Here is a 24,201-nt window from a genome sequence, read left to right as displayed (position 1 = left end):
ATCAGCTTCCCTGTGCCAGCTTGCCGGTCATCCCGCCCGCATCCACCGGCGCGCCGAGCGCGCGAGCGATGGTGGTGACGTTGTGATCGATCATACCGATATAAGTGCCCTCATAGCTGCCGGGTTCCCCCATGGCGTCACTATAGAGCGACCCGCCGATCACGACCTCATGACCGCGCGCCGCAGCCCCCTCGACCAGCGCGCGCATGTTACGGTCGGACACCGAGGTTTCGACGAAAACCGCGCCAATCTCGCGTTCGACAAGCTCATCGACCAGCGAAGAGATGCGGTTGAGCCCCGCCTCGCTGTTGGTCGAGATGCCTTGAATGCCGATCACCTCGAAGCCGAAGGCGCGCCCGAAGTAGCTGAAAGCGTCATGCGCCGTGACCAAGACGCGCTGGCCTTCGGGCACCTGCGCCACGGTCTCGGCGGCATAGGCGGCGAGTTGGTCCAGTTCCGCACGGTAGGTCTTGGCATTCGCGGCAAAGCTCTCGGCCCCTGCCGGATGTGCTTCGCTCAGCGCGCGGGTCACCTCATCCACCACGGCGGTCCATGTCTTGGGGTCCATCCAGACATGCGGGTCATAGCGGCCCTCGTAATCCGGGTGGCTGAGCAGCCCCTCCTTGGGCAGGGCTTCGGCCACGGCGATCACGGCGCGTTTGCGGCCCAGATCCTCAAAGAACCGCTCCATCTGCGCCTCAAGGTAAAGGCCGTGCCAGAGCACCAGATCGGCCCGGGTCAGCGCCACGATGTCGCTGCGGGTCTGGCGGTAGCTGTGCGGATCGACGCCCGACCCCATGAGCGAGCGGACCTCAACCAGATCGCCACCGATCCGCCGGGCGGCGTCAGCGATCATGCCGGTGGTCGCAACGACGTTGAGCTTTGGCGCGGCAAAGGCAGCGGGCGCGGCCCCGAGCAGGGCAAAAGCGCTCAGGCCGCCGATCAAAGCGCTGCGGCGTGACGGGCGAAAGGGATCAGATGCATGTGTCATGGGGGTATTAATGAGAACGATTCTCAATTAAGTCAACAGTTGAGAATGGTTCTCATTAACAGTTTCCACATTTCGCCTATTTTTCAGGCATTCGACCGGTGACGCGGGGTTAGCGTCGCTTGCTTTGGCCCTTGCCCCATGCCATTTTGCGCGCCTGACCAAACCGGAGAGACCCCGATGGCCACCCAGACGACCCCGCAGCAACGTGAGACAGAGACCGACGCGCCGGGCCATCTGCCCCAGGTCACCGAACCCCGCGTCGAACCGATGCCGCTTGATATGGATTGGCTGCGCTCGGTGCAGGCGAACACCTCGGCGATCGAGCGCCGCGCCGCCGCCCTGCCCGCCCGCCGTTCGCTGAAAAAGGACCACCAAGCCGCGTGGCTGCTGCGCGCGGTGACCTGTATCGACCTGACGACCCTTTCAGGCGACGATACCGCGCGCCGGGTCGAGCGGCTTTGCGCCAAGGCGCGCCAACCGATTGCGCCCGATCTGCTCGAGGCGCTTGGCATGGCGCCGATCACCACCGGCGCGGTCTGCGTCTATCACGAGATGATCCCCGCCGCGCGCCGCGCGCTGGAGGGCACGAACATTCCCATCGCCGCCGTCTCAACCGGGTTCCCGGCAGGGCTGTCGCCCTTGGAACTGCGCATTCGCGAGATCGAGATGAGTGTTGAGGCCGGGGCGAGTGAGATCGACATCGTGATCTCGCGCCGTCATGTGCTCTCAGGCGACTGGCAGGCGCTTTACGATGAGATGCGCGCCTTCCGCGAGGCCTGCGGAGAGGCCCATGTAAAGGCGATCCTCGCCACCGGCGAATTGGGATCGCTGCGCAATGTGGCCCGCGCGTCGCTGGTTTGCATGATGGCCGGGGCCGATTTCATCAAGACCTCGACCGGCAAGGAAAGCGTGAACGCCACCCTGCCCGTGAGCCTCGTCATGATCCGCGCGATCCGCGAGTATTACGCGCGCACCGGCGTGCGCGTAGGCTACAAGCCCGCGGGCGGCATCTCGAAGGCCAAGGATGCGATCACCTATCTGGCGCTGATGAAGGAAGAGCTGGGCGACCGTTGGTTGCAGCCTGACCTGTTCCGCTTTGGGGCGTCCTCGCTCTTGGGCGATATAGAGCGGCAGTTGGAGCATCATGTGACCGGCAATTATTCGGCGGCTTACCGCCACGCGACCGCCTGAGCCCGTTGCAGGCTGCGGGAAGGTATTTGGAAAAGGATGAAGGCATGAGCGTGTCCGACATATTCGAAAGCATGGAATACGGGCCAGCCCCGGAATCGGCGGCAGATGCGCTGGCTTGGCTCGTCGATCAGGGCGGGCGGTTTGGCCATTTCATCGATGGCGCCTTCACCGCGCCGGGGGCGGGGTTTGACAGCACGAACCCGGCGACGGGTGAGGTCTTGGCCAGTCTGACGCAGGCGTCGCAGGGCGATGTGGATGCCGCCGTGAAGGCAGCGCGCAAGGCGCAGCCCAAGTGGGAGAAGCTTGGCGGCCATGGCCGGGCGCGGCATATCTATGCGCTGGCGCGGCTGTTGCAGAAACACGCGCGGTTGTTTGCGGTCTTGGAGGTCTTGGACAACGGCAAGCCCATTCGCGAGGCGCGCGATATCGACGTGCCCTTGGCGCAGCGGCATTTCTATTATCACGCGGGCATGGCGCAGTTGATGGAGAGCGAACTGCCCGATGCGCAGGCGCTTGGGGTTTGCGGGCAGATCATCCCCTGGAACTTCCCCCTGCTGATGCTGGCGTGGAAGATCGCGCCCGCACTGGCGATGGGCAATACCGTGGTGTTGAAACCTGCGGAATACACCTCGCTGACCGCGCTTTTGTTTGCCGATATCTGCCGTCAAGCCGGGCTGCCCAAGGGTGTGGTCAATATCGTGACGGGCGATGGCACCGTCGGTGAGATGATCGTCGGCCATGAGGATATCGACAAGATCGCCTTTACCGGCTCCACCGCCGTAGGCCGCCGCATTCGCGAGGTGACGGCGGGGTCCGGCAAGGCGCTGACCTTGGAGCTGGGTGGCAAATCGCCTTACATCGTTTTCGACGATGCCGATCTGGACAGCGCCGTCGAAGGGCTGGTCGATGCGATCTGGTTCAATCAGGGGCAGGTCTGCTGTGCCGGGTCGCGCTTGCTGGTGCATGAGCCGGTCGCGGATCGGTTCTATGCCAAGCTGCGCGCGCGGATGGAGAAGCTGCGCGTTGGCGATCCCTTGGACAAAAGCATTGACGTGGGCGCGCTGGTCGACCCGGTGCAATACAAGCGCGTGAGCGAGATGGTCGAGGCCAATACCGCCGGTGAGCGTTTCGTGGCACCGGGGGCGATGCCGGAGAACGGCTGTTTCTATCCGCCCACCCTGATTACCGGGCTGAATCCGGCGGATCGGCTGATGCAGGAAGAGATTTTTGGGCCTGTGCTGGTTTCCACCACCTTCCGCACGCCCGGCGAGGCGGTGCAGCTGGCCAATAACACGCGCTACGGTCTGGCGGCGACGGTCTGGACCGAGAATGTGAACCTCGCCCTCGACATCGCACCGAAGCTGGAGACCGGGATCGTTTGGGTCAATGGCACCAATATGATGGATGCCGCAGCCGGGTTCGGCGGCAAGCGTGAGAGCGGCTTTGGCCGCGAGGGCGGTTGGGAAGGTCTGGCGGGCTATACCAAGCCCAAGACGGCGCGGAAGCCTTTGAAGGAGATCGAAGCCTTCGCCGGTGAGGGTGCGCCGGAGGATGGGATCGACCGGACCGCAAAGCTCTATATCGGTGGCAAACAGGCGCGGCCCGATGGCGGCTATTCGGCGCCGGTCTGGGGCAAGTCGGGCGGGCTGTTGGGGCATGTGAGCCTTGCCAACCGCAAGGACCTGCGCAATGCGGTCGAGGCCGCGCATGCGGCGAAGGGCTGGTCGAAAACCACCGGCCATCTGCGGGCGCAGATCCTGTACTACATTGCGGAGAACCTTTCGGCACGGGGCGATGAATTCGCAGCACGTCTGGATGCGATGCAGGGGGCGAAGACGGGCCGTAGGGAGGTCGATGCGGCCATTGACCGGCTTTTCACCTATGCCGCTTGGGCCGATAAATACGACGGTCAGGTGCATGGGGTGCCGATCCGCGGCGTGGCGCTGGCGATGAAGGAACCCGTGGGTGTGATCGGCGCGCTTTGCCCCGCCGAGGCGCCTTTGCTGGGGCTGATCTCTTGCATGGCCCCCGCCATCGCCATGGGCAACCGGGTGATCCTTTCGGCCTCCGAACCCTTCCCGCTGGCGGCGACGGACTTCGTTCAGGTGCTTGAGACATCGGACGTGCCCGCGGGCGTGGTGAATATCCTGACCGGCCCGCAGACGGATTTGGCCGAGGCGATGGCGCGCCATATGGATGTAGATGCGGTCTGGTCCTTCGGCGCCGCGGCGCTTTCCGGCATTGTCGAGAAAGGGGCCGCGAGCAATATCAAACGCAGCTGGGTCAACCACGGCATGGCGCGGGATTGGTTCGGGGCCGAGGGCGCGGGGCGCGACTTCCTGCAGGCCGCGACCGAGGTCAAGAATATCTGGGTGCCCTACGGCGAATAACGCCCACCGCCCGGCCTATGCAGAAGCGCCGCCCTCTTTCGGGAGCGGCGCTTTTTTCATTCCTGCGCCGTGTCTGCGGCCTCTAGCCCTTCGGGCTGGCCGACGACAACGAAATGCAGGTTTTCGGGCTCCAACAGCTCGGCAGCGACGCGTTTGACGTCTGCGAGCGTGACCGCCTCGACCCTGTCGTTGCGGGTGGCGATATAGTCGGTCGGCAGGCCCAGCATCTGCATGCCGACAAGGATGTTGGCAATGGGCGTGTTGCCATCGAAGCGCAGCGGATAGGCGCCGGTGATATAGGTTTTGGCGGCGTCCAATTCCTCTTGCGTGATGCCTTCGGCGGCGGCCTTGGCCCATTCGGCGCGGATCACCTCAATCGCTTCGGCGATGCGGTCATTGGACGAGCTGACGGAGCCAAGATAGGTCTCGGCCAGATCACGCGGGGCGAGGTAGGAATAGACGCCGTAGGTCAGGCCACGTTTCTCGCGCACCTCGGTCATCAGCCGGGATTCGAAACCGCCGCCGCCAAGGACGCGGTTCAGCACCGTCGCGGTGAACCAATCGGGATCGTCCTGCGCGAGGCCGGGCTGACCAAAGAGCGCGACGGACTGCGGCGTGGCGAAATCGACGACCGTGGTGCCACTGGGGATATCGACCTCGGCCCGGGGCGGCATCGGCGCACCTTCGGCGGGCAGGTTGCCCAGCAGCGTGTCGAGCATCTGGCCCAATTCCTCGGGCGTGATGTCGCCCACTGCGCCGACGATGATGCGGTCCCGCGCCAGCACCGCGCGATGCGCGGCTAGCAGATCGTCACGGGTCAGGCCCGCGACGCTTTCCAGCGTACCATTGAGCGAACTGCCATAGGGGTGATCCCCAAAGGCGATCCGGTCAAAGGTCTGTTGGGCGATTTTGTTGGGGTCTTTCTGGTTCGACTGGATGTTCGATATCACTTGGCCGCGCACGCGTTCAATGGCGTCTTCGTCGAAACGCGGCTCCTGAAGGGCCGCGCGCAGAAGGTCGATCGACGGCGCGCGGTTCTCGGTCAGGAAGCGCGCGGAAACGGAGAGCGCATCGTCAGAGACATCAAAGCTGAGGTTCGTGGCCAGCCCTTCGGTCGCGCGACTAAAGCCCCGGGCGTCCATTTCGCCTGCCCCCTCTTCCAAGAGGCCGGTCATCAGGTTGATCGCGCCGCGTTTGCCGGGGGCATCGAGAGACGCGCCGCCACGGAAACGGATTTCCAACGCCACGAAGGGGATCGAATGTTCCTCGACCAGCCAAGCGGTGATGCCGCCGGGGCTGGTCACCTCTTGAATATCGACCTCGGCACGGGCGGGGAGTGCGGCAATTACCGTCAGGATCAGGGCGTAGATCAGTCTCATTGCGCGTCCTCCTTCATCAGCCAGCCGGTGACCGATGCGCGTTTGTCGAACAGGTCGCGGGCGGCCTGCATGATGTCTTCGGCGGTGACGGCCTGAAGCACATCGGGCCAGGCCTGCACGTCTTCGACCGTGAGGCCGATGGCGAGGGCCGAACCATAGCGGTGCGCCACGCGGTCCGCGTCGTCGCGGGCGTAAATTTGGTCGGCGCGCAACTGCGCCTTGAGACGTTCGAGGTGTTCGGGGTCGACACCGGCCTCCATAAACTGCGCGAGCGCCTCGTCCAGCGCCTCTTCGGCCTGTTGCAGGCTGACGCCGGGCACGGGCAGCACGACAAGGTCAAAGGTCGTGTCGTCCAGCGTGTCGGCCTTGTAGAAAGCGCCGGTGTAATTGGCGATCTGCGCGTCGAATTGCAGTTTCTCAGCAAGGTAGGACGTGGTGCCGCCGCCCAGCAATTCGCTGAGCAGCAAGAGCGCCGCCGCTTCCTCCTGTTCGCCGCTGTCGCGTTCCTGCGCAAGGTAGGAGCGGCGGACATAGGGCTGGGCCACGCGGGCGTCTTTGTAGATCAACCGGCGCTCGGCGATCTGGGGCGGCTCTTCGGTGCGCAGACGTTCCGGCAAGGCGGGGTTGGCGGGGATTTGGCCATAGGTGGCCTCGGCCAGTTCGCGCACTTCTTCGGGCGTCACATCGCCCGAAACTACGAGGATCGCGTTATTGGGCGAGTAGTAGAGTTCATAGAACGACAGCGCATCTTCGAGGTCCAACTCCTCCATCTCATGTTTCCAGCCGATGATCGGCACGCCGTAGCGGTGGTTGAGATATTGCGCGGCGTTGAGTTGTTCGCTGAACAGCGCGGCGGGGTTATTCTCGGTCCGCTGGTTGCGCTCTTCGAGGATCACATCGCGTTCGGTTTCGATGTTTTCGGGGGTCAAACGGATGTTCTTCATCCGGTCGGCCTCCATCTCCATCATCAGGCCAAGGCGGTCTGCCGCGACGCGCTGGTAATAGGCGGTGTAATCGTAGCTGGTGAATGCGTTGTCGCGTCCGCCGTTGGCGGCCACGGTGGCGGAAAATTCGCCCGCTTCCAGCTTGTCGGTGGCTTTGAACAGCAGGTGCTCAAGGAAATGCGCCACGCCGGAGGCGCCTTTGGGCTCATCCGCTGAACCTGCGCGGTACCAAACCATTTGCTGCACGACCGGGGCGCGGTGGTCTTCGACGACCACGACCTCCATGCCGTTACCAAGGGTGAAATGGGTGACCGCTTCGTTCTCGGTCTGCCCCGCCTGCGCGGCGGGGGCTGTGAAAAGCGTTGCCACCAGGGCCGCCATCATCGGCAGTCGGATCATTGCTTACCTCGAAATATATCGCCTGCCGCATTACCTACGCGGTCTGGCGCTACTTTCAAGAAGCCTAGCGAAAACGTGTGTCTTGTGGCGGGTAGGACGGCGTGCGCCCGCCTGCCCTGCGCCAGCGCTCCGCCTCGCTATGGGCGTCGAGGATCATGCGCTTGTAGGCTTGGCCGTAGCGATCAACCGGCACGATGCGGAATTGGGTGAAACGGCCCTTGCGCTTGCGGAATTTCGCGTCGGCCTCGGCCAAGCTCTCACGGATGCCGGGCTGCACGCCCATCCGGCCCGCATGTTGGACCAGCGCCGCATCCCCCGCCGGAATGCCAGCAGAGGTATCCAAACGCCCGCCGAATGCTGCCACCCCTTCGGCCACCGCCGAGCGGTCGGTCAGGTTCGCCTGCCCCGGCGCCGGTGTGGGCAGGGTGTTCAGGTTGTCGGGACGTTCCAGCGGCTTGACCGGTTGGATCAGGAACTCATCCGGCCCTTCAGAAGTCGGCTGCAAATCGCGAAGGCCCTGATTGCTGCAGGCGGCGAGGGCCAGCGGGATCAAGCTGATGAGGGCAATGCGGCGCATGGTGTCTCCTTTCGGGGTCTGCTTGTTCAATATCGCAGGCAAGCGGGCAATGTCACTGACCTTTTTTGCCCCGGCGTTTGGGCGCGCTTTTCGGCTCTCCGGTAAAGAGGATCAGCCCCAAGGCCCCGGCAAAGATAAAGACATCCGCCAAGTTGTAGACGAAAGGGTTGTTGATGCCGCAGCAGGAGTTGTTCAGGAAATCGAGCACATAGCCGTAGATCAGTCGGTCCGCTACATTCGCCAGCGCCCCGCCGACCAGCAGGCCACCGCTGAGCTGCGCCCAACGCCCATGCGGGCTGCGCCAGAGCCATAGGGTGACGCCCGCGCAGATCACCAGCGCCACCACGATCAGCACCCATTGGCTCATGTCGCCGCCAAGGCCAAAGTTGATGCCCCGGTTTTCCCCGTAGCGGAAATTCAGCACCGGCGGCAGCACGTCGATGGAGCGGATACGCGCCAGTTCCATCATGTGAATGACCACATATTTGCTGATCTGGTCGATCAGAAAGGCCACGAAGGCCGCGATGCCGAATGTCCGCATGGGGCTCCCCTTCGTTTAGTGCCGGAAGTGGCGCATGCCGGTAAAGACCATGGCAAGCCCCGCCTCATCCGCCGCCGCGATCACCTCGTCGTCACGCATCGAACCGCCGGGCTGGATCAGCGCCGTGGCGCCGGCCTCTGCTGCGGTGATCAGGCCGTCCGCGAAGGGGAAGAAAGCATCGGAGGCCACGACCGAACCCTGCGTCAGGGGGGCGTCGATGTCCATCACCTCGGCCATGTCTTGGGCCTTGCGCGCGGCGATGCGGGTGCTGTCCACACGGCTCATCTGGCCCGCGCCCACGCCGACGGTGGCGCCATCCTTGACGTAGATGATGGCGTTGGACTTGACGTGTTTGGCCACGGTCCAAGCAAAGAGCATGTCATCCAGTTCCTGATCCGAGGGCTTGCGCTTGGTCACGACTTTCAGGTCATCGCGCGTGATGCGACCCACGTCCTTGTCCTGCACAAGGAAGCCGCCCGAGACCTGCCGCACCGCCAGTTCGGCGGCGGTCGGATCGGCGAGGCCCTCGGTGGTCAGCAGGCGCAGGTTTTTCTTGGCGGCGAAGATGCGCTTGGCATCCTCGTCCGCGCCGGGGGCGATGACGACCTCGGTAAAGATCGCGGCGATGGCCTCGGCCGTCGGCCCGTCCAGCGGCTGGTTCAGCGCGATGATGCCCCCGAAGGCCGAGGTGCGGTCACAGTCGAAGGCCCGTTTGTAGGCTTCCAGCAGCGTCTCCCCGCGCGCCACGCCACAGGGGTTGGCGTGTTTGATGATGGCGCAGGCGGGGCCGTCCTTGGGGTCGAACTCGCTAACCAGCGCAAAGGCCGCGTCGGTGTCGTTGATGTTGTTGTAGGACAGTTCCTTGCCCTGATGCTGCACCGCGTTGGCCAGACCGGGGGCGTTCGAGCCATCGGTGTAGAAGGCCGCCTGCTGATGCGGGTTCTCGCCATAGCGCAGGGTCTGGGCCAGCGTGCCGCCGAAGGTGCGACGGCGCGGCGTGGCCTCGACCTGCGCGGCCATCCATGTGCTGACGGCGGTGTCATAGGCGGCGGTGCGGGCATAGGCGGTCTGGGCCAGACGCTGGCGCAGGGCGTAAGTGGTCTGGCCGTCGTTGGCCTCCAGCTCCGCGATGACCTCGGCGTAATCCTCGACATCCACCACCACGTTGACGAAACCGTGGTTCTTGGCCGCCGAGCGGATCATCGCCGGGCCGCCGATGTCGATATTCTCGATCACCTCGGCGTATGCCGCGCCCTTGGCGACGGTTTCCTCGAAGGGGTAGAGGTTCACCACCACCAGATCGATCGCGCCGATGTTATGTTCGTTCATCGCGCCGACGTGTTCGTCATTGTCGCGCAGGGCCAACAGACCGCCGTGCACGACCGGATGCAGCGTTTTCACGCGCCCGTCCATCATCTCGGGAAAGCCGGTCACATCGGCCACATCCAGCACCTCAAGCCCCGCATCGCGCAGCGCTTTCGCGGTGCCGCCGGTGCTGAGCAATTCGACGCCCCGCGCCGCCAAAGCCTTGCCAAGGTCCAAAAGACCGGTCTTGTCGGATACGGAAAGCAGGGCGCGTTTGATGGGATAGAGGTCGGGCATGGGGCTGGTTCCTTGGTCAGTCTTCATCAGCATAGGGATCGTCGATCGACAAATCTCGCACGCCAATCGCAGTTTCCTGCGCTTTTGACAACGACCAGCGCACCCGCGTGGCATAGTTCATGGCATAGCCCGAGAGCACGATCTGCTGCGCGGCGCGCGGTTTCAAGCGGGTTGTCTCGAGGTAAACCCCCGGTTCCAAAGACAGATTATGCGTGCCGTCATGGCGAAACACCCAAATCTCCCCGCTTTTCAGCGCCATTGAGATCGCAGCCCCGCCAAGGTCCAACGTGGCATCTACATCCGGGTGCAGGTGAAACCGGATGTCGAAGGCGACCCCCTTTGACTGGGCCGCGTTCAGCACTTTGTCAAAGCGCCGCTTCTCCGCCCCCTTGATCGCCAGCAGCATATCCTCCCCCGAGAGGCCGCGCCCGTCTGCGGTCAGCTCCAGCCGCCGCGCATGGGTCAGACCGTGGCTGCGCAGATAGGCGTCATGCGCGCCTTCGAAACGCAGCCCATCCGCCGCCTCTCCGATCTCGACAGGCACATGGCGCGGGCCCGCGATCAGCGCCTCCGCCCCGCTATGCGGATCAGGCTCCGCCAGTCGCGCGCTGGAATGGCCGACAAGCGACAGGGCCGAATGCGACGGCGTGGCCCGCCCCGCCCGCCGCCACTCCAACCCGAAAGACGCGCCGGAGCCGCAGTTCACCACCAAGGGCCGCCGCCCCGAGGTGAGCTCGAACGCCAATGTCGAGGCATGGGCGTTGGTCGAGGCCGCACCGCTTGGCGGGGCTGCCGCATCGACGATCACGCTGGTGCGGCCTGCGGACAGTCTTGCAAAGCCCATGGCCAGCCCATCGGGCTGCCGCGTCCTGACCTTGGCCGCCGCCAGCGCGTGGTCCAGCCAGCCCTCCATGCCGCGCCCGCCGCCGTGAAACCGCGCCAGCGCCCCATCGGCATGGCGTAGGCTGCGCAGGGTCGGCGCGATGCGCTCGATCGCGGTCAGATGCTCCTTGGGCGCGCTGCGGCCCGCATCGCTCAGCGCGGCGGCGGCCCATGTCAGCAGGGTGAAGACCGCCAGCAGTTCCTCGGGATTGCGCGTGGGCAGCCCCCCCTCGGCATCGATCTGGCTGGCGCATTCCCGGGCGAGGGCCTTGACCGCCGGATCGGCCAGTTCCGCCAGCCCCTCCAACGATAGGCTGGCATAGATCAGCCCGGCCAGCGCCTCAAAACGCGGCAGGCCGGGGGCCGAACCGCGCCAGCGTTTTGACAGGAACCGGGTCTGCTGTTCAAGGGATCGGTAGAAGGCGTCGCTCTGCTCGGCCTCGGCCCCACGTAGCAGGAAAAGCGCGTGGTTGATCCAACGGATCAGCCGCCGCCCGGCCAGCGCCGGGGTCCAGCCCGGCCCCTGCCCGCGCCCGAAACGGTCGATCCAGCCCCAAAGCCACGCCTGCGCCGCCCCCCGCGCCCGCGCATCGCCCACGGCAGCAAGGTCATCGAGCCACGCAAAACCGTGCAACTCCGCGGCAAAGGCGGGGTCAGGCGGGGTCAGGTCCCACATCGCGGTCTGCGGTGCGGTCAGCAGGCTGCCGGCAAAGAGGTAATTGCCCGCCATCAACTGCCGCCCCCGCGCGAAAGAGCCGATGGTGCGCGGCTCGGGCGAAAAGGTGAACGCGACGACCCGCCCCCGGCCCCGGGTCGCACGCCAAGCGTGCCAGCGGTTCAGAAACCGCGCCCTGCGGGCCATGACGCTGGAAAGATTAATCATATCAAGCTGCCCCTGACGCTCTGCTGGCGTTTGGCGGCAGCATAACCGCGGCCCTACAATGAGTCACCGGATTTTCCCCACGCGGCGGGGGATCGGCGGGGAACCGACGCTTGCCACCGCGCGGCGGCGCGGCCTAAACAGGAACACCCCAAGCGGAGCCGCCGATGATCGCCAGCCTGATGATGTACCTGCGCCCCGAGACCGCCGAGGCGACAGGGCGCTTCTGGGCCATGATCCGTGACGCCCTGCGCGCGCAGGGCATCCCGGCCCCGGAAAGGCTGAGGAATGATGCCGAGGAATTCGCCGTCTGGACCGCGCCCGACCTCACCCTCTCCCAAACCTGCGGGATGCCTTACCGCCTGTGGCTGCACGACCGTGTCACGCTGATCGGCACGCCGGACTTTGGCGTCGCAGGCTGCCCGCCGGGGTATTACAACAGCGTTTTCGTGGTTCGCGCCAATGATCCCCGTGAAACAATTTCCGATTTCCACGCGGCGCGCTTCACCTACAACCAGACGTTCTCGCAATCAGGCTATGCCGCCCCTTACGCGCATTGCCGGGCGCGGGGCTTTTGGTTTGAAAAGCGTAGCCAAAGCCACGGCCACCGCGCCTCGGCCAAGGCTGTGGCCGAGGGTCGCGCGGATATCGCGGCGCTGGATGCAGTGTCGTGGCGGCTGATCGAAAGCCATGACGCTTTCGCGGGTGACCTGCGGGTGCTGGAACGCACGGCCCCGACACCCGGCCTGCCCTATATTGCGGCGGCGGATGCCGATGCGGTGGCAACAGCCACGGCGGTGCGCGCGGCCATCGCCGGGCTTACGCCGGAAGACGCCGCCACGCTGGGGCTGCGTGGGCTGATCGACATTCCGAAAGCAGCCTATCTCGCTGTGCCCTCCCCACCCGACGGGGCATGAGGGTCAGTCCTTGCGCAGACAGGCGATATAGAACCCGTCCATCCCGCCTTGATCGGCCCAGAAATCGGGGCGCAGGCGCAGCCCGCCTTCTTCGGTGTGCCAATCGGCCTCGACCCCCGGCAGTTCCAGCGCGGCGGTGTCGACGGTCATGTCGCCATGCCGCTCCAAGGCTTCGTCGACCTGCACTTCGCCCTCGTCCGGCAGCAGGCTACAGGTGCAGAACACCAACCGCCCGCCGGGTTTCAGCAAGCTCCAGGCATGGTCGATCAACTCGGATTGCAACTCGATCAGATCCCCGAATTCCGATCCATCCTTGGCATAGGGCAGGTCCGGGTGGCGGCGGATGGTGCCGGTGGCGGAGCATGGCGCATCCAGCAGAATGGCGTCGAATGTACCCTGCACGGCGCGCGCGTCCTTGGTCAGCGTCTTGGCCTTCAGCCCGACGCGGGCGAGGTTTTCCTTCACCCGCTGCATCCGGGGGTGCGACTGGTCGACGGCGGTGACAACCGCCCCCGCCGCAGCCAATTGCATCGTCTTACCGCCCGGCGCGGCGCAGAGGTCCAGCACCGTCTCGCCCTCCTTGGGCGCCAGCACCCGCACCGGGATCGCGGCGGCGGCATCTTGCACCCACCAGTCGCCCTCGGCAAAGCCCGGCATGGTTGAGACCTGCCCGGCATCCGTCACCCGAACGGAGCCTGTCGGCAGCAGCGTGCCCCCCACGGCCTCTGCCAAGGCGGCAGCATCGCCCTTGGCGGTCAGATCAAGCGGTGCGCCCGCGAAATGCGCCTGTTCCATCGCGGCCATGGCATCGGTGCCCCAAGCCTCGGCCAGCGGGCCGCGCAGCCATTTCGGCAGGCGCGGCGCGCGCAGGGTATCCCACGCCTCGGGCCCCTGAGCGGCGATCTTGCGCAGCACGGCGTTGGTCAGCCCCTTGAGATGGCTCAGCGTGCGGTGTTGCGAGACGAGGTTCACCATCGCATTCACCACCCCATGCGCGGCCCCACCCTGACAAAGCTCGACCGTGCCGACCCGCAGCACATTGCGCACGGTCAGCGGCGGTGCCTTTTGCAGGTGCTTTTGCAGCAACCGGTCCGCCCGTTCCAACCCGCGCAGCGTGTCCTGCGCCAGACGCTGCGCCCGCGCCCGATCATCGGGGGGCAGCTTGTCCAGCGCGCCCGCGGCAAGAAGCTCGGACATCAGCCGCGGCTCATCGCCCAAAATCTGATCCAGCAGATAAACCGCGCTTCTGCGGGCCTGAACGCCTGTGTCTGCCATGGTCATATCCTATCTGGGTCTGGCTTGAGGGGTTGCCGGGTTGTCTGGGCCAGCGGGCGACGTATATCAAGGGAGAACTTGGCTCAAGAGGACCATGATGCCCGATCAACGCCCCATTCCCGACAGCAAACCCGGCCCTGATCCCACGCCCAGCCCCGCGCCGGACCTGCCCCCGCAGCCCAAACCGGGGCCGAAACCGATCCCCGACACACCGCAAGACCCGACGCCCGCCCCCGGCCCTGATCTGCCCGCCGCCGCCCAGCGCGCCTTGGCCGAGGCTGCCGCCCGGCGTGAGGCGGCAGCCGCGCTCGACATGCCCACCGAACTTGGCGGGCGCGATGGGCCAGAGCCTGTGCGCTATGGCGATTGGGAAAAGAAGGGCATCGCCGTCGATTTCTAAGCGCTTCAGCGCAGGGTCAGCACCGCCGACTCCCCCGCGCCCCTGTCAGAGGTAAAGCGGAGCTTTGCGCCATCGCGGGTGACCAATTGGCAGTTATAGCCCAGATCCTTGCCGCCCCAGACCAGCGTGCGGCAGAAGTAGCCGTCTTTCCACGACCACTTGCCGGTCACCTCCCAAACCGCGCCCTTGCCGAAAATGGCCCCGCCTGAGGTGACCCGCAGGTCAACCAGCGGGCGGGTCAGCCTTTTGCCATTCACCGCCGCAACGAAGTCTGACTTGTTCTGAATACGGGCATATTCCGCCGCAGCGGGCAGACCGACAGCCGCCAGCATCGCTGTCACGACCAGTGCAAAGGTAATCTTCATCGAAACCTCCCTTGGGGTGAGTTGCCTGAGGCACTCACGTAGCCAAGGAAGGTAAAATTTCAGACAATCTGCCTGCGCCTCAGCCCTTCAGGCCAAGCACGTCCAGCATGTCATACTCGCCCGGTGCTTTGCCCTGCCCCCAAAGCGCAGCCTTAAGCGCCCCGCGGGCGAAAAGCGCACGGTCCGAGGCGACATGGCGCAGGATGATCCGCTCTCCGGCGGCGGCGAACATCACGTCATGCTCGCCCACGATATCGCCGCCCCGGATCGCGGTGAAACCGATATCGCCCTTTTGCCGTGCACCGGTGATCCCATCGCGGCCCCGGTCCGAAACATCCGCCAGTTTGACACCGCGCCCTTCGGCGGCGGCTTCGCCCAGCATCAATGCGGTGCCCGAGGGGGCATCGACTTTCTGATTGTGGTGCGATTCGATGATCTCAATGTCGTAATCCACGTCCAGCGCGGCGGCGACCTGCCGGGTCAGCTGCGTCAGCAGGTTCACGCCGAGGCTCATGTTCCCCGCACGGACGATGACGGCCCCCTGTTCGGCGGCGGGGGCAAGCTGCGCGATCTCATCTTCGGTCATGCCGGTGGTGCCGATGACATGGACGATCCCGGCCTTGGCGGCCTCACCGGCGAAAGCGATGGTGGCCTGCGGCGCGGTGAAGTCGATGACGGCCTGCACCTTGCCAAAAGCCTCTGCCGCATCGTCTGTCACGGTCACGCCCGAGGCCGTGCCGCCCATCGCCTCGCCCAGATCGCGGCCAATCCAGTCATGGCCCGGACGCTCTAGCGCCGCAGCCAGATGCATTTTGTCGCTGGCGTTGATCTCACGGATCAACATTTGGCCCATGCGGCCAGAGGCGCCGGTGACGGCAATGCCGGGGGTCTGTGTCATACTCGGTCTCCTGCGGTTCTGGCCGTGACTGGCAGGGCCGGTTTAGCCCGTCGCGGAGCGCTTGGCAAAGTGCAACCGAAGCCTTAGATGGGGGGCATGGCAAAGAACAAGTTTCATGAGGGCCCCGGCCCGTCGCAACGACAACTCCGCGTGGGCGAAACCGTCCGCCGCGCCTTGTCCGATGTCCTCGCACGCGGGGATGTGCATGACACCGATCTCAATCGGATGTCGATCACCGTGGGCGAGGTGCGCATCTCTCCCGACCTCAAGATCGCCACGGCCTATGTGTTGCCCTTGGGCGGGGAGGGTCAGGATGAGGTTCTCAAACTGCTGGCGCGTAACAAAAGCGAATTGCGCCGTCAGGTCGCCAAGAAACTGACGCTCAAGTTCTCGCCCGATCTGCGCTTTCAGCTGGACCAGACCTTTGACCGGATGGACGACACCCGCCGCATGCTGAACCAAGAGGTGGTGCGCCGCGATGCGGATGCCCCCGATGACGACGGTGCCGGTGACAGTGCCGACGGCGCGCCGGATCAGTGATCCGCGCGGGCCTGATCGCATTCGCGCTTCTGGCGCTGAAAGGCACGCCAGCGGACGCTGCCGAATGCCGCAACATTACCTTTGACGGCAGTTCCTACACGATCTGCGAAGTCGATCTGGAGAGGGATGACCTGCGGCTCTTCCTCAACAATGAGGCGGGCGCGCCCTATGGGTTCTTCGGCTCGCTTGACGAGGCGCTGAAGGCGCAGGGGCTGCGGCTTGGCTTTGCCATGAACGCAGGCATGTACCACGAAGACCGCTCTCCGGTTGGGCATTACATCGAAGAAGGGATCGAGACGCGCGGCGTGATCGACAGTGCTGGCCCCGGCAATTTCGGCCTGCTGCCCAATGGGGTCTTTTGCCTGCGCGAGGGCCGCGCCGATGTGATTGAGACCAAGCGCTATCTCAAGGCCAAGCCGAACTGCCGTTTCGCCACGCAATCGGGGCCGATGTTGGTGATCGACGGGGCGCTGCACCCGCGTTTCCTGCCCGACAGCACCTCGCGCTATATCCGAAACGGGGTTGGCACCACGGCAGATGGCAAACGCGCGGTTTTCGCGATTTCCAACGATGTGGTTACCTTTCACGAATTCGCCCGGCTCTACCGGGATGAGTTGGACCTGCCTAACGCGCTGTATTTCGACGGCAATATCTCGCGCCTGCGCGCACCCAGCCTGCGCCGCAGCGGGGCGGGCTTCACCACCTTGGGGCCGATCGTGGGCATCGTGACGCCCGCAAAGTAAGCTTTTCCCCGCTTGGGGGCTGGGCAGCGCGGCGCGGCTCCGATAGAGGGCAGCACCACAAAAGCGAAGGGGCAAGACATGGCACGCAAACGCAAGGGTCGCGATATTTCTGGTTGGCTGGTGGTGGACAAGCCCGCTGGCCCCACCTCGACCGCCGTGGTCAACAAGGTCCGCTGGGCGCTGGAGGCCAAGAAGGCGGGCCACGCAGGCACGCTCGACCCCGAAGCGACCGGCGTTCTGGCCATCGCCTTGGGCGAAGCGACCAAGACCGTGCCCTATATCACCGACGCGCTCAAAGCCTATGAGTTCACCGTGCGGCTCGGCATCGCCACCAATACCGACGACGCCGAAGGCGAAGCCATCGGCACCTCTGACCTGCGCCCCGATGACGCCGCGATCAAGGATGCGCTGAACGGCTTTATCGGTGACATCCAACAGGTGCCGCCGCAGTTCTCCGCCGTGAAGATCGACGGCCAACGCGCCTATAAACGCGCCCGCGACGGCGAAGAGATGGAGATCGCCGCCCGCCCCCTCTGGGTGGAAAGCCTGCTGCTGGTCGACCGCCCCGATGCCGATCATGTCACGCTTGAGATGGTCTGCGGCAAGGGCGGCTATGTCCGCTCCATCGCGCGCGATCTGGGGCAGAAGCTTGGCTGTCTCGGCCACGTCCGCGAATTGCGCCGCACATGGTCCGGCCCGTTCGAAGCAGCCAACGCCCTGACGCTGGCGCAGGTCGATGAGCTGGCCCGGACACCGGAACTCGACACCTATCTGTTGCCGCTGGCCGAAGGGCTGGCCGAGCTGCCCGAGGTCAAAGCCACCCCCGAAGGCGCCACCCGCCTGCGCAACGGCAACCCCGGCATGGTCATCGCCCATGACGTGGAATATGGCGATGAATGCTGGGCCTCGCTCGATGGGCAGCCCGTCGCCGTGGGTCGCTTCAAGGCGGGAGAGCTGCACCCGAGCCGGGTGTTCAACCTGTCGTCGGACGCGAATGAGGGCTGAATGGCCCTGATCACCCGCAGCCACACCAAGGGCGACGCGCCTTCGACCGCGGTCTACTCGCCCTGCGAGCAATACCGCTACAGCCTTACCCGGGTTTGGGAGACAGGCGCGCCGCGGGTGATGTTCGTGATGCTCAACCCCTCCACCGCGACCGAGGTGCAGAACGACCCGACGGTCGAGCGCTGCGAGCGTCGGGCGCGGGTGCTGGGCTTTGGCGGCTTCCGGGTGACCAATATTTTCGCCTTCCGCGCCACCGACCCGCGCGACATGCGCGCCGCAGCCGATCCCATCGGCCCCGACAATGACGCCACGCTGGTCGAGGGGGCCGATTGGGCCGACCAGATCATCGCCGCTTGGGGCGTGCATGGCGCCCATCTCGACCGCGGTCTGGCCGTCGCCGCACGACTGGCTGAGGGGGCGAAACCGCTCTATCACCTCGGCCTCTCCAAAGCCGGGCATCCGCGCCATCCGCTGTACTTGCCCTACACCCAAGAGCCGGTTCTGTGGCAGCCCGAGCCCCCGGCGCGGGCAGGCATTCGTTAACCATTTCCCCGCTATTCCTTTGATTTTACAGCCACGACATGCCCTTTTGAAGCTGGGACGATGTGTGGGGCATCAAGCAATCAACGGGTGGAACTGCGGATGTTGTGGCTGGCTGGGGTAATGGGTCTGATGGCGGTCGGCGCCGTCACTTTCGTGGAAATTGAAACGCCGCCGGAGGACGCGTTGCCTGAGGGGGACAATCCGGGCGGCGGCACCACCACGGTCGGAGATATCCTGTTAGGCAGCGATGACGGTGAGACGGTGCAGGGCGGCCCCGGCGACGACCAGCTTGGCGGCTACGGCGGGGAGGACCTGCTTCGTGGCGGCGGCGGGGATGATGACCTGCACGGCCACGGCGGCAATGACACGCTTCAAGGTGGCGCGGGCGGCGACATCCTGCATGGCAATGACGGGGATGACGACCTTTTTGGCGGCGCGGGCAACGACAGCCTCTTTGGCCACAATGACGATGACTTTCTCTATGGCGGGGCGGGCGATGATGCGCTGCAAGGCGCGGCGGGGGACGACCTGCTGGAGGGCGATGCCGGAAACGATGCCCTGCAAGGCGGGCTTGGCGATGATGCGCTGCGCGGCGGCGCGGGCGTGGATACGCTCTTTGGCGGCTGGGGCGACGACACGCTCACCGGGGCGGATGACCAACAAAGCCCCGATTTCCTGAACGGCGGCGGCGGCGACGACCTGATAATTGCGGGCGCCGGGGATGTGGTGACCTCGGGCGACGGCACCGATCAGATCGCCTTGGGGGACTGGATCGGCCAAGGCGGGGCGGCGCAGATCACGGACTACCACGCGGCGGACGATTCGCTGCTCTTTGTCTGGGACGACAGCAGCGCGGGCGGGGCGGAGCCGCCGCTCTCCATCCTGCCCGACCCGGAGGATGCGGATCAAACCCTCGTCCTGTTGGACGATATCATCGTCGCGCGGGTGGCGGGGGACAGCGTCACGCTGGACGATATCGCGCTGATCCCGCTCTCTGCGGCCTTCGACCTCGGCCTCGCAGCCTAGTGCGCGGCGGAACCCATGCGCAAATCACCCTTTGCCAAAGGCGGAAATTCCTCCTATACGCCCCCATCGCCTGCTGATTCCGTCAGCGGGTGATATCTCCATGGGCCTGCGCTGGACGACATCCCGGCCTGCGCCATCCATTTTAACTCTTTTCGAAAGGAGACCCCGATGTCGATCACTGCTGAAGAAAAAGCAAAAGTCATGAAAGAATTCGGCACCAAAGAAGGCGACACCGGTTCGCCCGAAGTTCAGGTTGCCATTCTGACCTCGCGCATCACCACGCTGACCGAGCACTTCAAGACCCACAAGAAAGACAACCACGGCCGCCGTGGTCTTTTGAAAATGGTCGCGACGCGCCGCAAGCTGCTGGATTACGTTAAGGCCAAAGACGAGTCCCGCTATCAGGACCTGATCAAACGCCTCGGCCTGCGCCGCTAATCGCGCGCAAGCCGCCGGAAGTTCCGGTAACAGGACGACCAAAACCTCCCGGCCCCCGCCGGGAGGTTTTTTGTTGCGCGCAGACCGGGGCGCACTGCGGCGGAAAGAACCTGCCGCAGTGCGCCCCGAAGCGACAGAACGCTTCCCATTTGCCATGAAAACATGTATGCCCGCGCAATCTGAAATCCGGCGCCCGGACTCCAGCGCCTGAAAAAGAAGATACCGGAGTCAGGGGCAATACGGCCCCTATGCAATGGCCAATGGGCCAAAAAGGAAACGTAGATGTTTAATGTAACGAAAAAATCGATCCAGTGGGGCGAAGAGACGCTGACACTGGAAACCGGTAAGGTTGCCCGTCAGGCGGACGGGTCGGTGATTGCCACGCTGGGTGAGACCAGCGTCATGGCCAACGTGACGTATGCACGTCAGCAAAAGCCCGGGCAGGATTTCTTCCCCCTGACCGTGCACTACCAAGAGAAATACTATGCCGCCGGTAAAGTACCGGGTGGCTTCTTCAAGCGTGAGGCCCGCCCCACCGAGAAGGAAACCCTGACCGCGCGTCTGATCGACCGTCCGATCCGCCCGCTCTTCGTGCCCGGCTTCAAAAACGAAGTTCTGGTGATGTGCACCGTGCTGAGCCACGATCTGGTCAACGACCCCGACATGGTCGCCATGATCGCCGCCTCCGCCGCGCTGACACTCTCGGGCGCGCCCTTCATGGGTCCGATCGCGGGCTGCCGTGTGGGCTATGAGGGTGGCGACTATGTGCTGAACCCCACCATCGACGACATGCAAGACCTGCGCACCAACCCCGACCAGCGCCTCGACCTCGTGGTCGCGGGCACCAAGGATGCGGTGATGATGGTCGAATCCGAAGCCTATGAGCTGTCGGAAGAGGAAATGCTGGGCGCCGTGAAATTCGCCCATGAGCAGATCCAGCCGGTCATCGACCTGATCATCGATCTGGCCGAGGAAGCCGCGAAAGAGCCCTTCGACTTCCAGCCCGAAGACTATTCCGATCTGTCGGCTGCCGTGAAAGCCGCTGGCGAAGACGAAATGCGCGCCGCTTTCGCGATCGTGGACAAGCAAGAGCGCACCGCCGCCGTTGCTGCTGCCCGCGAAACCATCAAGAGCAAGCTCACCGAAGAGCAGCTTGAGGACAAGAACCTCAGCTCCGCAATGAAGGGCCTTGAGGCCAGCATCCTGCGTGGCGACGTGGTGAAAACCGGCAAGCGTATCGACGGTCGTCGCACCGACGAGATCCGCGACATCGTGGCCGAAACCGGCATCCTGCCGCGGACCCACGGTTCGGCGCTCTTCACCCGTGGTGAGACGCAGGGCCTCGTGGTGACCACGCTCGGCACCGGCGACGATGAGCAGTTCATCGACGCGCTGCACGGCAACTTCAAATCGAACTTCCTGCTGCACTATAACTTCCCGCCCTACTCGGTCGGCGAAGTGGGTCGCGTGGGCCCTCCCGGACGCCGCGAAGTCGGCCACGGCAAGCTCGCATGGCGCGCCCTGCAGGCGGTTTTGCCCGCGGCAACGGACTTCCCCTACACCATCCGTCTGGTCTCCGAGATCACCGAATCCAACGGCTCCTCGTCGATGGCATCGGTCTGCGGTGGCTCCCTGTCCATGATGGACGCGGGCGTGCCGCTGAAATCGGCCGTGGCCGGTGTTGCCATGGGTCTGATCCTCGAAGATGACGGCTCCTACGCGATCCTGTCGGACATCCTGGGTGACGAAGACCACCTCGGCGACATGGACTTCAAGGTCGCAGGCACCGAAGCGGGCATCACCTCGCTGCAGATGGACATCAAGGTCGCCGGCATCACGCCCGAGATCATGGAGAAAGCCCTGGCACAAGCCAAAGAAGGCCGTATCCACATCCTCGGCGAGATGAACAAGGCGATTTCGGGCGCCGCGGACTTCTCCGTCCACGCCCCGCGTATCGAGACCATGCAAATCCCGACCGACAAGATCCGCGAAGTGATCGGCTCGGGCGGTAAGGTCATCCGCGAGATCGTCGAGGTTTCCGGCGCCAAGGTCGACATCAACGACGAAGGCACCATCAAGATCGCCAGCCCCAACGGCGAAGCGATCAAGAAAGCCTATGACATGATCTATTCGATCGTGGCCGAGCCCGAAGAGGGTGCCATCTACACCGGCACCGTCGTGAAAATCGTCGATTTCGGCGCCTTCGTGAACTTCTTCGGCAAGCGCGACGGTCTGGTCCACGTCTCCCAGATCGAAAACCGCCGCCTGAACCACCCTTCGGACGTTCTGAAGGAAGGTCAGGAAGTGAAAGTCAAGCTTCTGGGCTTCGACGATCGCGGCAAGGTGCGCCTGTCGATGAAAGTCGTCGATCAGGAGACCGGCGAAGAGATCACTGCCGAGAAGAAAGAAGCGGCAGAGGGCTAAACCCCGACCGCGACCTGACTAACGAAGGCCCCTGCGCAGCCGCGCGGGGGCCATTTTCGTAGCATGAAGGTTCGACCTTTCGAACCTCGCCGTCCCGCAAGCGTGCTGATCACATTGCTCCGGTCCGCATGATGTGTCTCCCGCGCTACGGAGACTTTAACGACTTGCGCCGCCGTCTGATGAAGCTATCTAGCGCGCATGACCGAGAAAACGCTTTCACCAATTGATGCCGTCATTGCCTGGGTCGATGGGAACGCCCCCGCCCACGCGGAAAAACGCCGCCGTTATGCGGCCCAAGACGGCGTCCGGCACAAGACATCGCAGGCCTCTACACGCTTCGACAGCCAAGGTGAGATTTACGTCTGCGTGGCCTCCATCCTCAAGTTCTTGCCGTTCATTCGCACCATCTGGATCGTAACCGACGGCCAGCGACCGCCGTTCATCGATAATTTCGCAACGTCTGGGCATTGCTCGGCGGACAAAATCCGGATTGTCGATCACCGTGATATTCTGGGTGACCATCCGGAGGCTCTGCCCACCTTTAACAGCCTGACAATCGAAGCCGCGCTTTGGCGCATTCCGGGGCTGGCGGACCGGCATATCTATTTTAACGACGATATGTTTGTCAAATCGAGCCTTCTTCCGTCCTACTTTTTCGACGAGGATGGGCATCCAAAAGTCCGGGGGCGGATCCTCAGTATGCGATCCACGGGCGGTATCGACTGGCTAAAGCACGACCTGTTGCGCAAGCTCCGTCCAAATCACTGGGGTCGCGCCTCCTTCCGCACAGCTCAGGAGAACGGCGCTCTCGCCGTAAGAGCATTGGCCCCACCCGATGCGAACCACGACGCTTGCGCGCTATTATGAAGAAAACCCTGAGGAGTTTGCCAAACAGGTCCGTCCGCGCTTCCGTGTGCGCGAACAGCATTGGCCGATCTCACTACACAATCATCTCACGACAGTAACAGCCTACGAACCGCCCCGTGTAGCCTATGCAAAACCCGGCCGCCATGTCGATACAATGCTCAGCCAACTGCTGGCCGAAGGTTACGACTTTGGCTGCATGCAGAGCCTAGATGAAATCGACCCCGACAAGACCGCTCGGCTATTCAGCGGTCTTGTCGACATCTATCAGCCCTATCTCGATATGAGAATGCTGGGCGCGGGGGCATAAACCTCCCCGCGCCCCTTAGGCCTTCAATTTGGCTTTGCGCAAATAGGGCAACACCGTCTCGAACGCCCCGAACTTCGCCTTGGCGTCCTCATCCGACACCGTCGCGGGGATGATCACATCCTCACCCACCTGCCAATCCGCAGGCGTGGCCACTGCGTTCTTCGCCGCCGTCTGCAACCCGTCCAAAGCCCGCAGAACCTCGGCAAAGTTCCGGCCCACGTTCATCGGATAGGTCATGCTCAGCTTCAACTGCTTATCCGGCCCGATGATAAAAACCGACCGCACCGTGGCGCTGTCATTGGGCGTGCGGCCATCGGGCAGATAGGCCTCCGCAGGCAGCATATCAAAGGCTTTCGACACCTCCAGCCCCGCATCCGCGATGATCGGGAAACCGGCCTCGGCGCCTGCAACCTTCTCGATATCGCCCTTCCACTTCTTATGCTCTTCAACACCGTCGACACTGACGCCGATCACCTTGGTGCCGCGCTTTTCCCATTCCTCGGAAAGCCGCGCCACGGCGCCGAACTCGGTGGTGCAAACGGGGGTAAAATCCTTGGGGTGGGAGAACAGGATCGCCCAATTGTCACCGACGAAGTCATGCAGGGAAAAACTGCCCTGATCGGTTTCGACTGTAAGATCGGGAATAGTGTCGTTGATACGCAAGCCCATGATATCCT

The 24,201-nt window shown here is 64.2% G+C and carries 24 protein-coding genes; 13 read left to right on the top strand and 11 right to left on the bottom strand.

The features are described from left to right. Nucleotide 1: 1 nt before the first annotated feature. Nucleotides 2-991 (bottom strand): metal ABC transporter solute-binding protein, Zn/Mn family, encoded by a 990-nt coding sequence (locus ACGYLQ_RS12485; protein ID WP_394443276.1) that lies wholly within the window; start codon nt 989-991, stop codon nt 2-4. Between the two features lie 177 nt (nt 992-1,168). Between ACGYLQ_RS12485 and deoC the strand changes: the two genes are divergently transcribed. Further along, the gene (gene deoC, locus ACGYLQ_RS12480; protein WP_394443274.1) at nt 1,169-2,182 is read left to right on the top strand and encodes a deoxyribose-phosphate aldolase; all 1,014 of its coding nucleotides are present in this window, start codon (nt 1,169-1,171) and stop codon (nt 2,180-2,182) included. 44 nt (nt 2,183-2,226) lie between these two features. Next, nucleotides 2,227-4,572, top strand: coding sequence for an aldehyde dehydrogenase family protein (locus tag ACGYLQ_RS12475; RefSeq protein ID WP_394443272.1), 2,346 nt, complete (start codon nt 2,227-2,229; stop codon nt 4,570-4,572). 56 nt (nt 4,573-4,628) lie between these two features. Here ACGYLQ_RS12475 and ACGYLQ_RS12470 read toward each other — a convergent pair whose 3' ends face one another. The 6 genes from ACGYLQ_RS12470 to ACGYLQ_RS12445 all read right to left on the bottom strand — a co-directional run bounded on the left by ACGYLQ_RS12470 (nt 4,629) and on the right by ACGYLQ_RS12445 (nt 11,779). After that, nucleotides 4,629-5,951 carry a M16 family metallopeptidase gene (locus ACGYLQ_RS12470; protein WP_394443270.1) on the bottom strand — a complete coding sequence of 441 codons (1,323 nt, stop codon included), beginning with the start codon at nt 5,949-5,951 and terminating at the stop codon, nt 4,629-4,631. Continuing rightward, entirely contained in the window at nt 5,948-7,294 is a 1,347-nt protein-coding gene (locus ACGYLQ_RS12465) for a M16 family metallopeptidase (RefSeq protein WP_394443269.1), read from the bottom strand. Before ACGYLQ_RS12465 ends, ACGYLQ_RS12470 begins: the two co-directional genes overlap by 4 nt. A gap of 64 nt (nt 7,295-7,358) precedes the next feature. Beyond that, entirely contained in the window at nt 7,359-7,871 is a 513-nt protein-coding gene (locus tag ACGYLQ_RS12460; protein WP_271688871.1) for a DUF3035 domain-containing protein, read from the bottom strand. A gap of 52 nt (nt 7,872-7,923) precedes the next feature. Further along, nucleotides 7,924-8,412: a signal peptidase II gene (lspA, locus tag ACGYLQ_RS12455; protein ID WP_394443268.1), complete on the bottom strand. Its 489-nt coding sequence runs from the start codon at nt 8,410-8,412 to the stop codon at nt 7,924-7,926. 15 nt (nt 8,413-8,427) lie between these two features. After that, the gene (purH, locus tag ACGYLQ_RS12450) at nt 8,428-10,014 is read right to left on the bottom strand and encodes a bifunctional phosphoribosylaminoimidazolecarboxamide formyltransferase/IMP cyclohydrolase (RefSeq protein WP_394443267.1); all 1,587 of its coding nucleotides are present in this window, start codon (nt 10,012-10,014) and stop codon (nt 8,428-8,430) included. Nucleotides 10,015-10,030: 16 nt separating this feature from the next. Next, nucleotides 10,031-11,779 (bottom strand): heparinase II/III family protein, encoded by a 1,749-nt coding sequence (locus tag ACGYLQ_RS12445; RefSeq protein WP_394443265.1) that lies wholly within the window; start codon nt 11,777-11,779, stop codon nt 10,031-10,033. Between the two features lie 164 nt (nt 11,780-11,943). On the opposite strand from ACGYLQ_RS12445, the gene ACGYLQ_RS12440 reads away from it, so the two are divergent. After that, entirely contained in the window at nt 11,944-12,693 is a 750-nt protein-coding gene (locus ACGYLQ_RS12440) for a phosphate/phosphite/phosphonate ABC transporter substrate-binding protein (protein ID WP_394443263.1), read from the top strand. Between the two features lie 3 nt (nt 12,694-12,696). Here the strand turns inward: ACGYLQ_RS12440 and ACGYLQ_RS12435 are convergent, their stop codons facing one another. Beyond that, nucleotides 12,697-13,968 (bottom strand): RsmB/NOP family class I SAM-dependent RNA methyltransferase, encoded by a 1,272-nt coding sequence (locus ACGYLQ_RS12435; protein ID WP_394443262.1) that lies wholly within the window; start codon nt 13,966-13,968, stop codon nt 12,697-12,699. A gap of 199 nt (nt 13,969-14,167) precedes the next feature. On the opposite strand from ACGYLQ_RS12435, the gene ACGYLQ_RS12430 reads away from it, so the two are divergent. Then, nucleotides 14,168-14,368 (top strand): DUF1674 domain-containing protein, encoded by a 201-nt coding sequence (locus tag ACGYLQ_RS12430; RefSeq protein ID WP_271689916.1) that lies wholly within the window; start codon nt 14,168-14,170, stop codon nt 14,366-14,368. Between the two features lie 5 nt (nt 14,369-14,373). On the opposite strand, the gene ACGYLQ_RS12425 is transcribed toward ACGYLQ_RS12430, so the two are convergent. Together ACGYLQ_RS12425 and dapB are read right to left on the bottom strand one after the other, a co-directional pair. After that, a complete protein-coding gene (locus tag ACGYLQ_RS12425; protein WP_394443261.1) occupies nt 14,374-14,733 on the bottom strand; it encodes a dihydrodipicolinate reductase in 360 nt (119 codons plus the stop codon). A 79-nt stretch (nt 14,734-14,812) separates the two neighbouring features. Next, nucleotides 14,813-15,631 carry a 4-hydroxy-tetrahydrodipicolinate reductase gene (gene dapB, locus ACGYLQ_RS12420; RefSeq protein WP_394443259.1) on the bottom strand — a complete coding sequence of 273 codons (819 nt, stop codon included), beginning with the start codon at nt 15,629-15,631 and terminating at the stop codon, nt 14,813-14,815. Nucleotides 15,632-15,727: 96 nt separating this feature from the next. Between dapB and rbfA the strand changes: the two genes are divergently transcribed. The 9 genes from rbfA (at nt 15,728) to ACGYLQ_RS12375 (ending at nt 23,524) form a co-directional block, all read left to right on the top strand. Continuing rightward, nucleotides 15,728-16,171, top strand: a complete 444-nt coding sequence (gene rbfA, locus ACGYLQ_RS12415; protein WP_067266736.1) for a 30S ribosome-binding factor RbfA — start codon at nt 15,728-15,730, stop codon at nt 16,169-16,171. After that, nucleotides 16,168-16,914, top strand: coding sequence for a phosphodiester glycosidase family protein (locus ACGYLQ_RS12410; RefSeq protein WP_394443258.1), 747 nt, complete (start codon nt 16,168-16,170; stop codon nt 16,912-16,914). The genes rbfA and ACGYLQ_RS12410 overlap by 4 nt, the downstream gene beginning before the upstream one ends. Before the next feature lie 78 nt (nt 16,915-16,992). After that, nucleotides 16,993-17,919, top strand: a complete 927-nt coding sequence (gene truB / locus ACGYLQ_RS12405; protein WP_394443256.1) for a tRNA pseudouridine(55) synthase TruB — start codon at nt 16,993-16,995, stop codon at nt 17,917-17,919. 6 nt (nt 17,920-17,925) lie between these two features. Continuing rightward, nucleotides 17,926-18,462: a DUF1643 domain-containing protein gene (locus ACGYLQ_RS12400; RefSeq protein ID WP_394443334.1), complete on the top strand. Its 537-nt coding sequence runs from the start codon at nt 17,926-17,928 to the stop codon at nt 18,460-18,462. Between the two features lie 87 nt (nt 18,463-18,549). Further along, entirely contained in the window at nt 18,550-19,488 is a 939-nt protein-coding gene (locus tag ACGYLQ_RS12395) for a calcium-binding protein (protein ID WP_394443255.1), read from the top strand. A 168-nt stretch (nt 19,489-19,656) separates the two neighbouring features. Then, entirely contained in the window at nt 19,657-19,926 is a 270-nt protein-coding gene (rpsO, locus tag ACGYLQ_RS12390) for a 30S ribosomal protein S15 (protein WP_067266742.1), read from the top strand. A 282-nt stretch (nt 19,927-20,208) separates the two neighbouring features. Next, on the top strand, nt 20,209-22,350 hold the full coding sequence (gene pnp, locus ACGYLQ_RS12385) for a polyribonucleotide nucleotidyltransferase (protein WP_067266744.1): 2,142 nt from the start codon (nt 20,209-20,211) through the stop codon (nt 22,348-22,350). Between the two features lie 198 nt (nt 22,351-22,548). Next, on the top strand, nt 22,549-23,217 hold the full coding sequence (locus ACGYLQ_RS12380; RefSeq protein WP_394443253.1) for a stealth family protein: 669 nt from the start codon (nt 22,549-22,551) through the stop codon (nt 23,215-23,217). Beyond that, nucleotides 23,186-23,524, top strand: coding sequence for a hypothetical protein (locus ACGYLQ_RS12375; protein WP_394443252.1), 339 nt, complete (start codon nt 23,186-23,188; stop codon nt 23,522-23,524). Before ACGYLQ_RS12380 ends, ACGYLQ_RS12375 begins: the two co-directional genes overlap by 32 nt. 15 nt (nt 23,525-23,539) lie before the next feature. Here the strand turns inward: ACGYLQ_RS12375 and ACGYLQ_RS12370 are convergent, their stop codons facing one another. Beyond that, on the bottom strand, nt 23,540-24,193 hold the full coding sequence (locus ACGYLQ_RS12370; protein WP_271688855.1) for a peroxiredoxin: 654 nt from the start codon (nt 24,191-24,193) through the stop codon (nt 23,540-23,542). Nucleotides 24,194-24,201 lie beyond the last annotated feature (8 nt).

The sequence above is a fragment of the Sulfitobacter sp. 1A12779 genome, assembly GCF_043557315.1.
Lineage (GTDB): Bacteria > Pseudomonadota > Alphaproteobacteria > Rhodobacterales > Rhodobacteraceae > Sulfitobacter > Sulfitobacter faviae.
This window is presented reverse-complemented; position numbering and strand designations above follow the sequence as displayed.

What these genes read in the sequence shown, in the direction of transcription:
- ACGYLQ_RS12485 (WP_394443276.1), bottom strand. Translation starts at nt 991, where the DNA reads ATGACACATGCATCTGATCCCTTTCGCCCGTCACGCCGCAGCGCTTTG.
- lspA (WP_394443268.1), bottom strand. Translation starts at nt 8,412, where the DNA reads ATGCGGACATTCGGCATCGCGGCCTTCGTGGCCTTTCTGATCGACCAG.
- purH (WP_394443267.1), bottom strand. Translation starts at nt 10,014, where the DNA reads ATGCCCGACCTCTATCCCATCAAACGCGCCCTGCTTTCCGTATCCGAC.
- ACGYLQ_RS12470 (WP_394443270.1), bottom strand. Translation starts at nt 5,951, where the DNA reads ATGAGACTGATCTACGCCCTGATCCTGACGGTAATTGCCGCACTCCCC.
- ACGYLQ_RS12370 (WP_271688855.1), bottom strand. Translation starts at nt 24,193, where the DNA reads ATGGGCTTGCGTATCAACGACACTATTCCCGATCTTACAGTCGAAACC.
- ACGYLQ_RS12460 (WP_271688871.1), bottom strand. Translation starts at nt 7,871, where the DNA reads ATGCGCCGCATTGCCCTCATCAGCTTGATCCCGCTGGCCCTCGCCGCC.
- rpsO (WP_067266742.1), top strand. Translation starts at nt 19,657, where the DNA reads ATGTCGATCACTGCTGAAGAAAAAGCAAAAGTCATGAAAGAATTCGGC.
- ACGYLQ_RS12475 (WP_394443272.1), top strand. Translation starts at nt 2,227, where the DNA reads ATGAGCGTGTCCGACATATTCGAAAGCATGGAATACGGGCCAGCCCCG.
- ACGYLQ_RS12435 (WP_394443262.1), bottom strand. Translation starts at nt 13,968, where the DNA reads ATGGCAGACACAGGCGTTCAGGCCCGCAGAAGCGCGGTTTATCTGCTG.
- rbfA (WP_067266736.1), top strand. Translation starts at nt 15,728, where the DNA reads ATGGCAAAGAACAAGTTTCATGAGGGCCCCGGCCCGTCGCAACGACAA.
- truB (WP_394443256.1), top strand. Translation starts at nt 16,993, where the DNA reads ATGGCACGCAAACGCAAGGGTCGCGATATTTCTGGTTGGCTGGTGGTG.
- ACGYLQ_RS12440 (WP_394443263.1), top strand. Translation starts at nt 11,944, where the DNA reads ATGATCGCCAGCCTGATGATGTACCTGCGCCCCGAGACCGCCGAGGCG.
- ACGYLQ_RS12425 (WP_394443261.1), bottom strand. Translation starts at nt 14,733, where the DNA reads ATGAAGATTACCTTTGCACTGGTCGTGACAGCGATGCTGGCGGCTGTC.
- dapB (WP_394443259.1), bottom strand. Translation starts at nt 15,631, where the DNA reads ATGACACAGACCCCCGGCATTGCCGTCACCGGCGCCTCTGGCCGCATG.
- pnp (WP_067266744.1), top strand. Translation starts at nt 20,209, where the DNA reads ATGTTTAATGTAACGAAAAAATCGATCCAGTGGGGCGAAGAGACGCTG.
- ACGYLQ_RS12445 (WP_394443265.1), bottom strand. Translation starts at nt 11,779, where the DNA reads ATGATTAATCTTTCCAGCGTCATGGCCCGCAGGGCGCGGTTTCTGAAC.
- ACGYLQ_RS12380 (WP_394443253.1), top strand. Translation starts at nt 22,549, where the DNA reads ATGACCGAGAAAACGCTTTCACCAATTGATGCCGTCATTGCCTGGGTC.
- deoC (WP_394443274.1), top strand. Translation starts at nt 1,169, where the DNA reads ATGGCCACCCAGACGACCCCGCAGCAACGTGAGACAGAGACCGACGCG.
- ACGYLQ_RS12465 (WP_394443269.1), bottom strand. Translation starts at nt 7,294, where the DNA reads ATGATCCGACTGCCGATGATGGCGGCCCTGGTGGCAACGCTTTTCACA.
- ACGYLQ_RS12375 (WP_394443252.1), top strand. Translation starts at nt 23,186, where the DNA reads ATGCGAACCACGACGCTTGCGCGCTATTATGAAGAAAACCCTGAGGAG.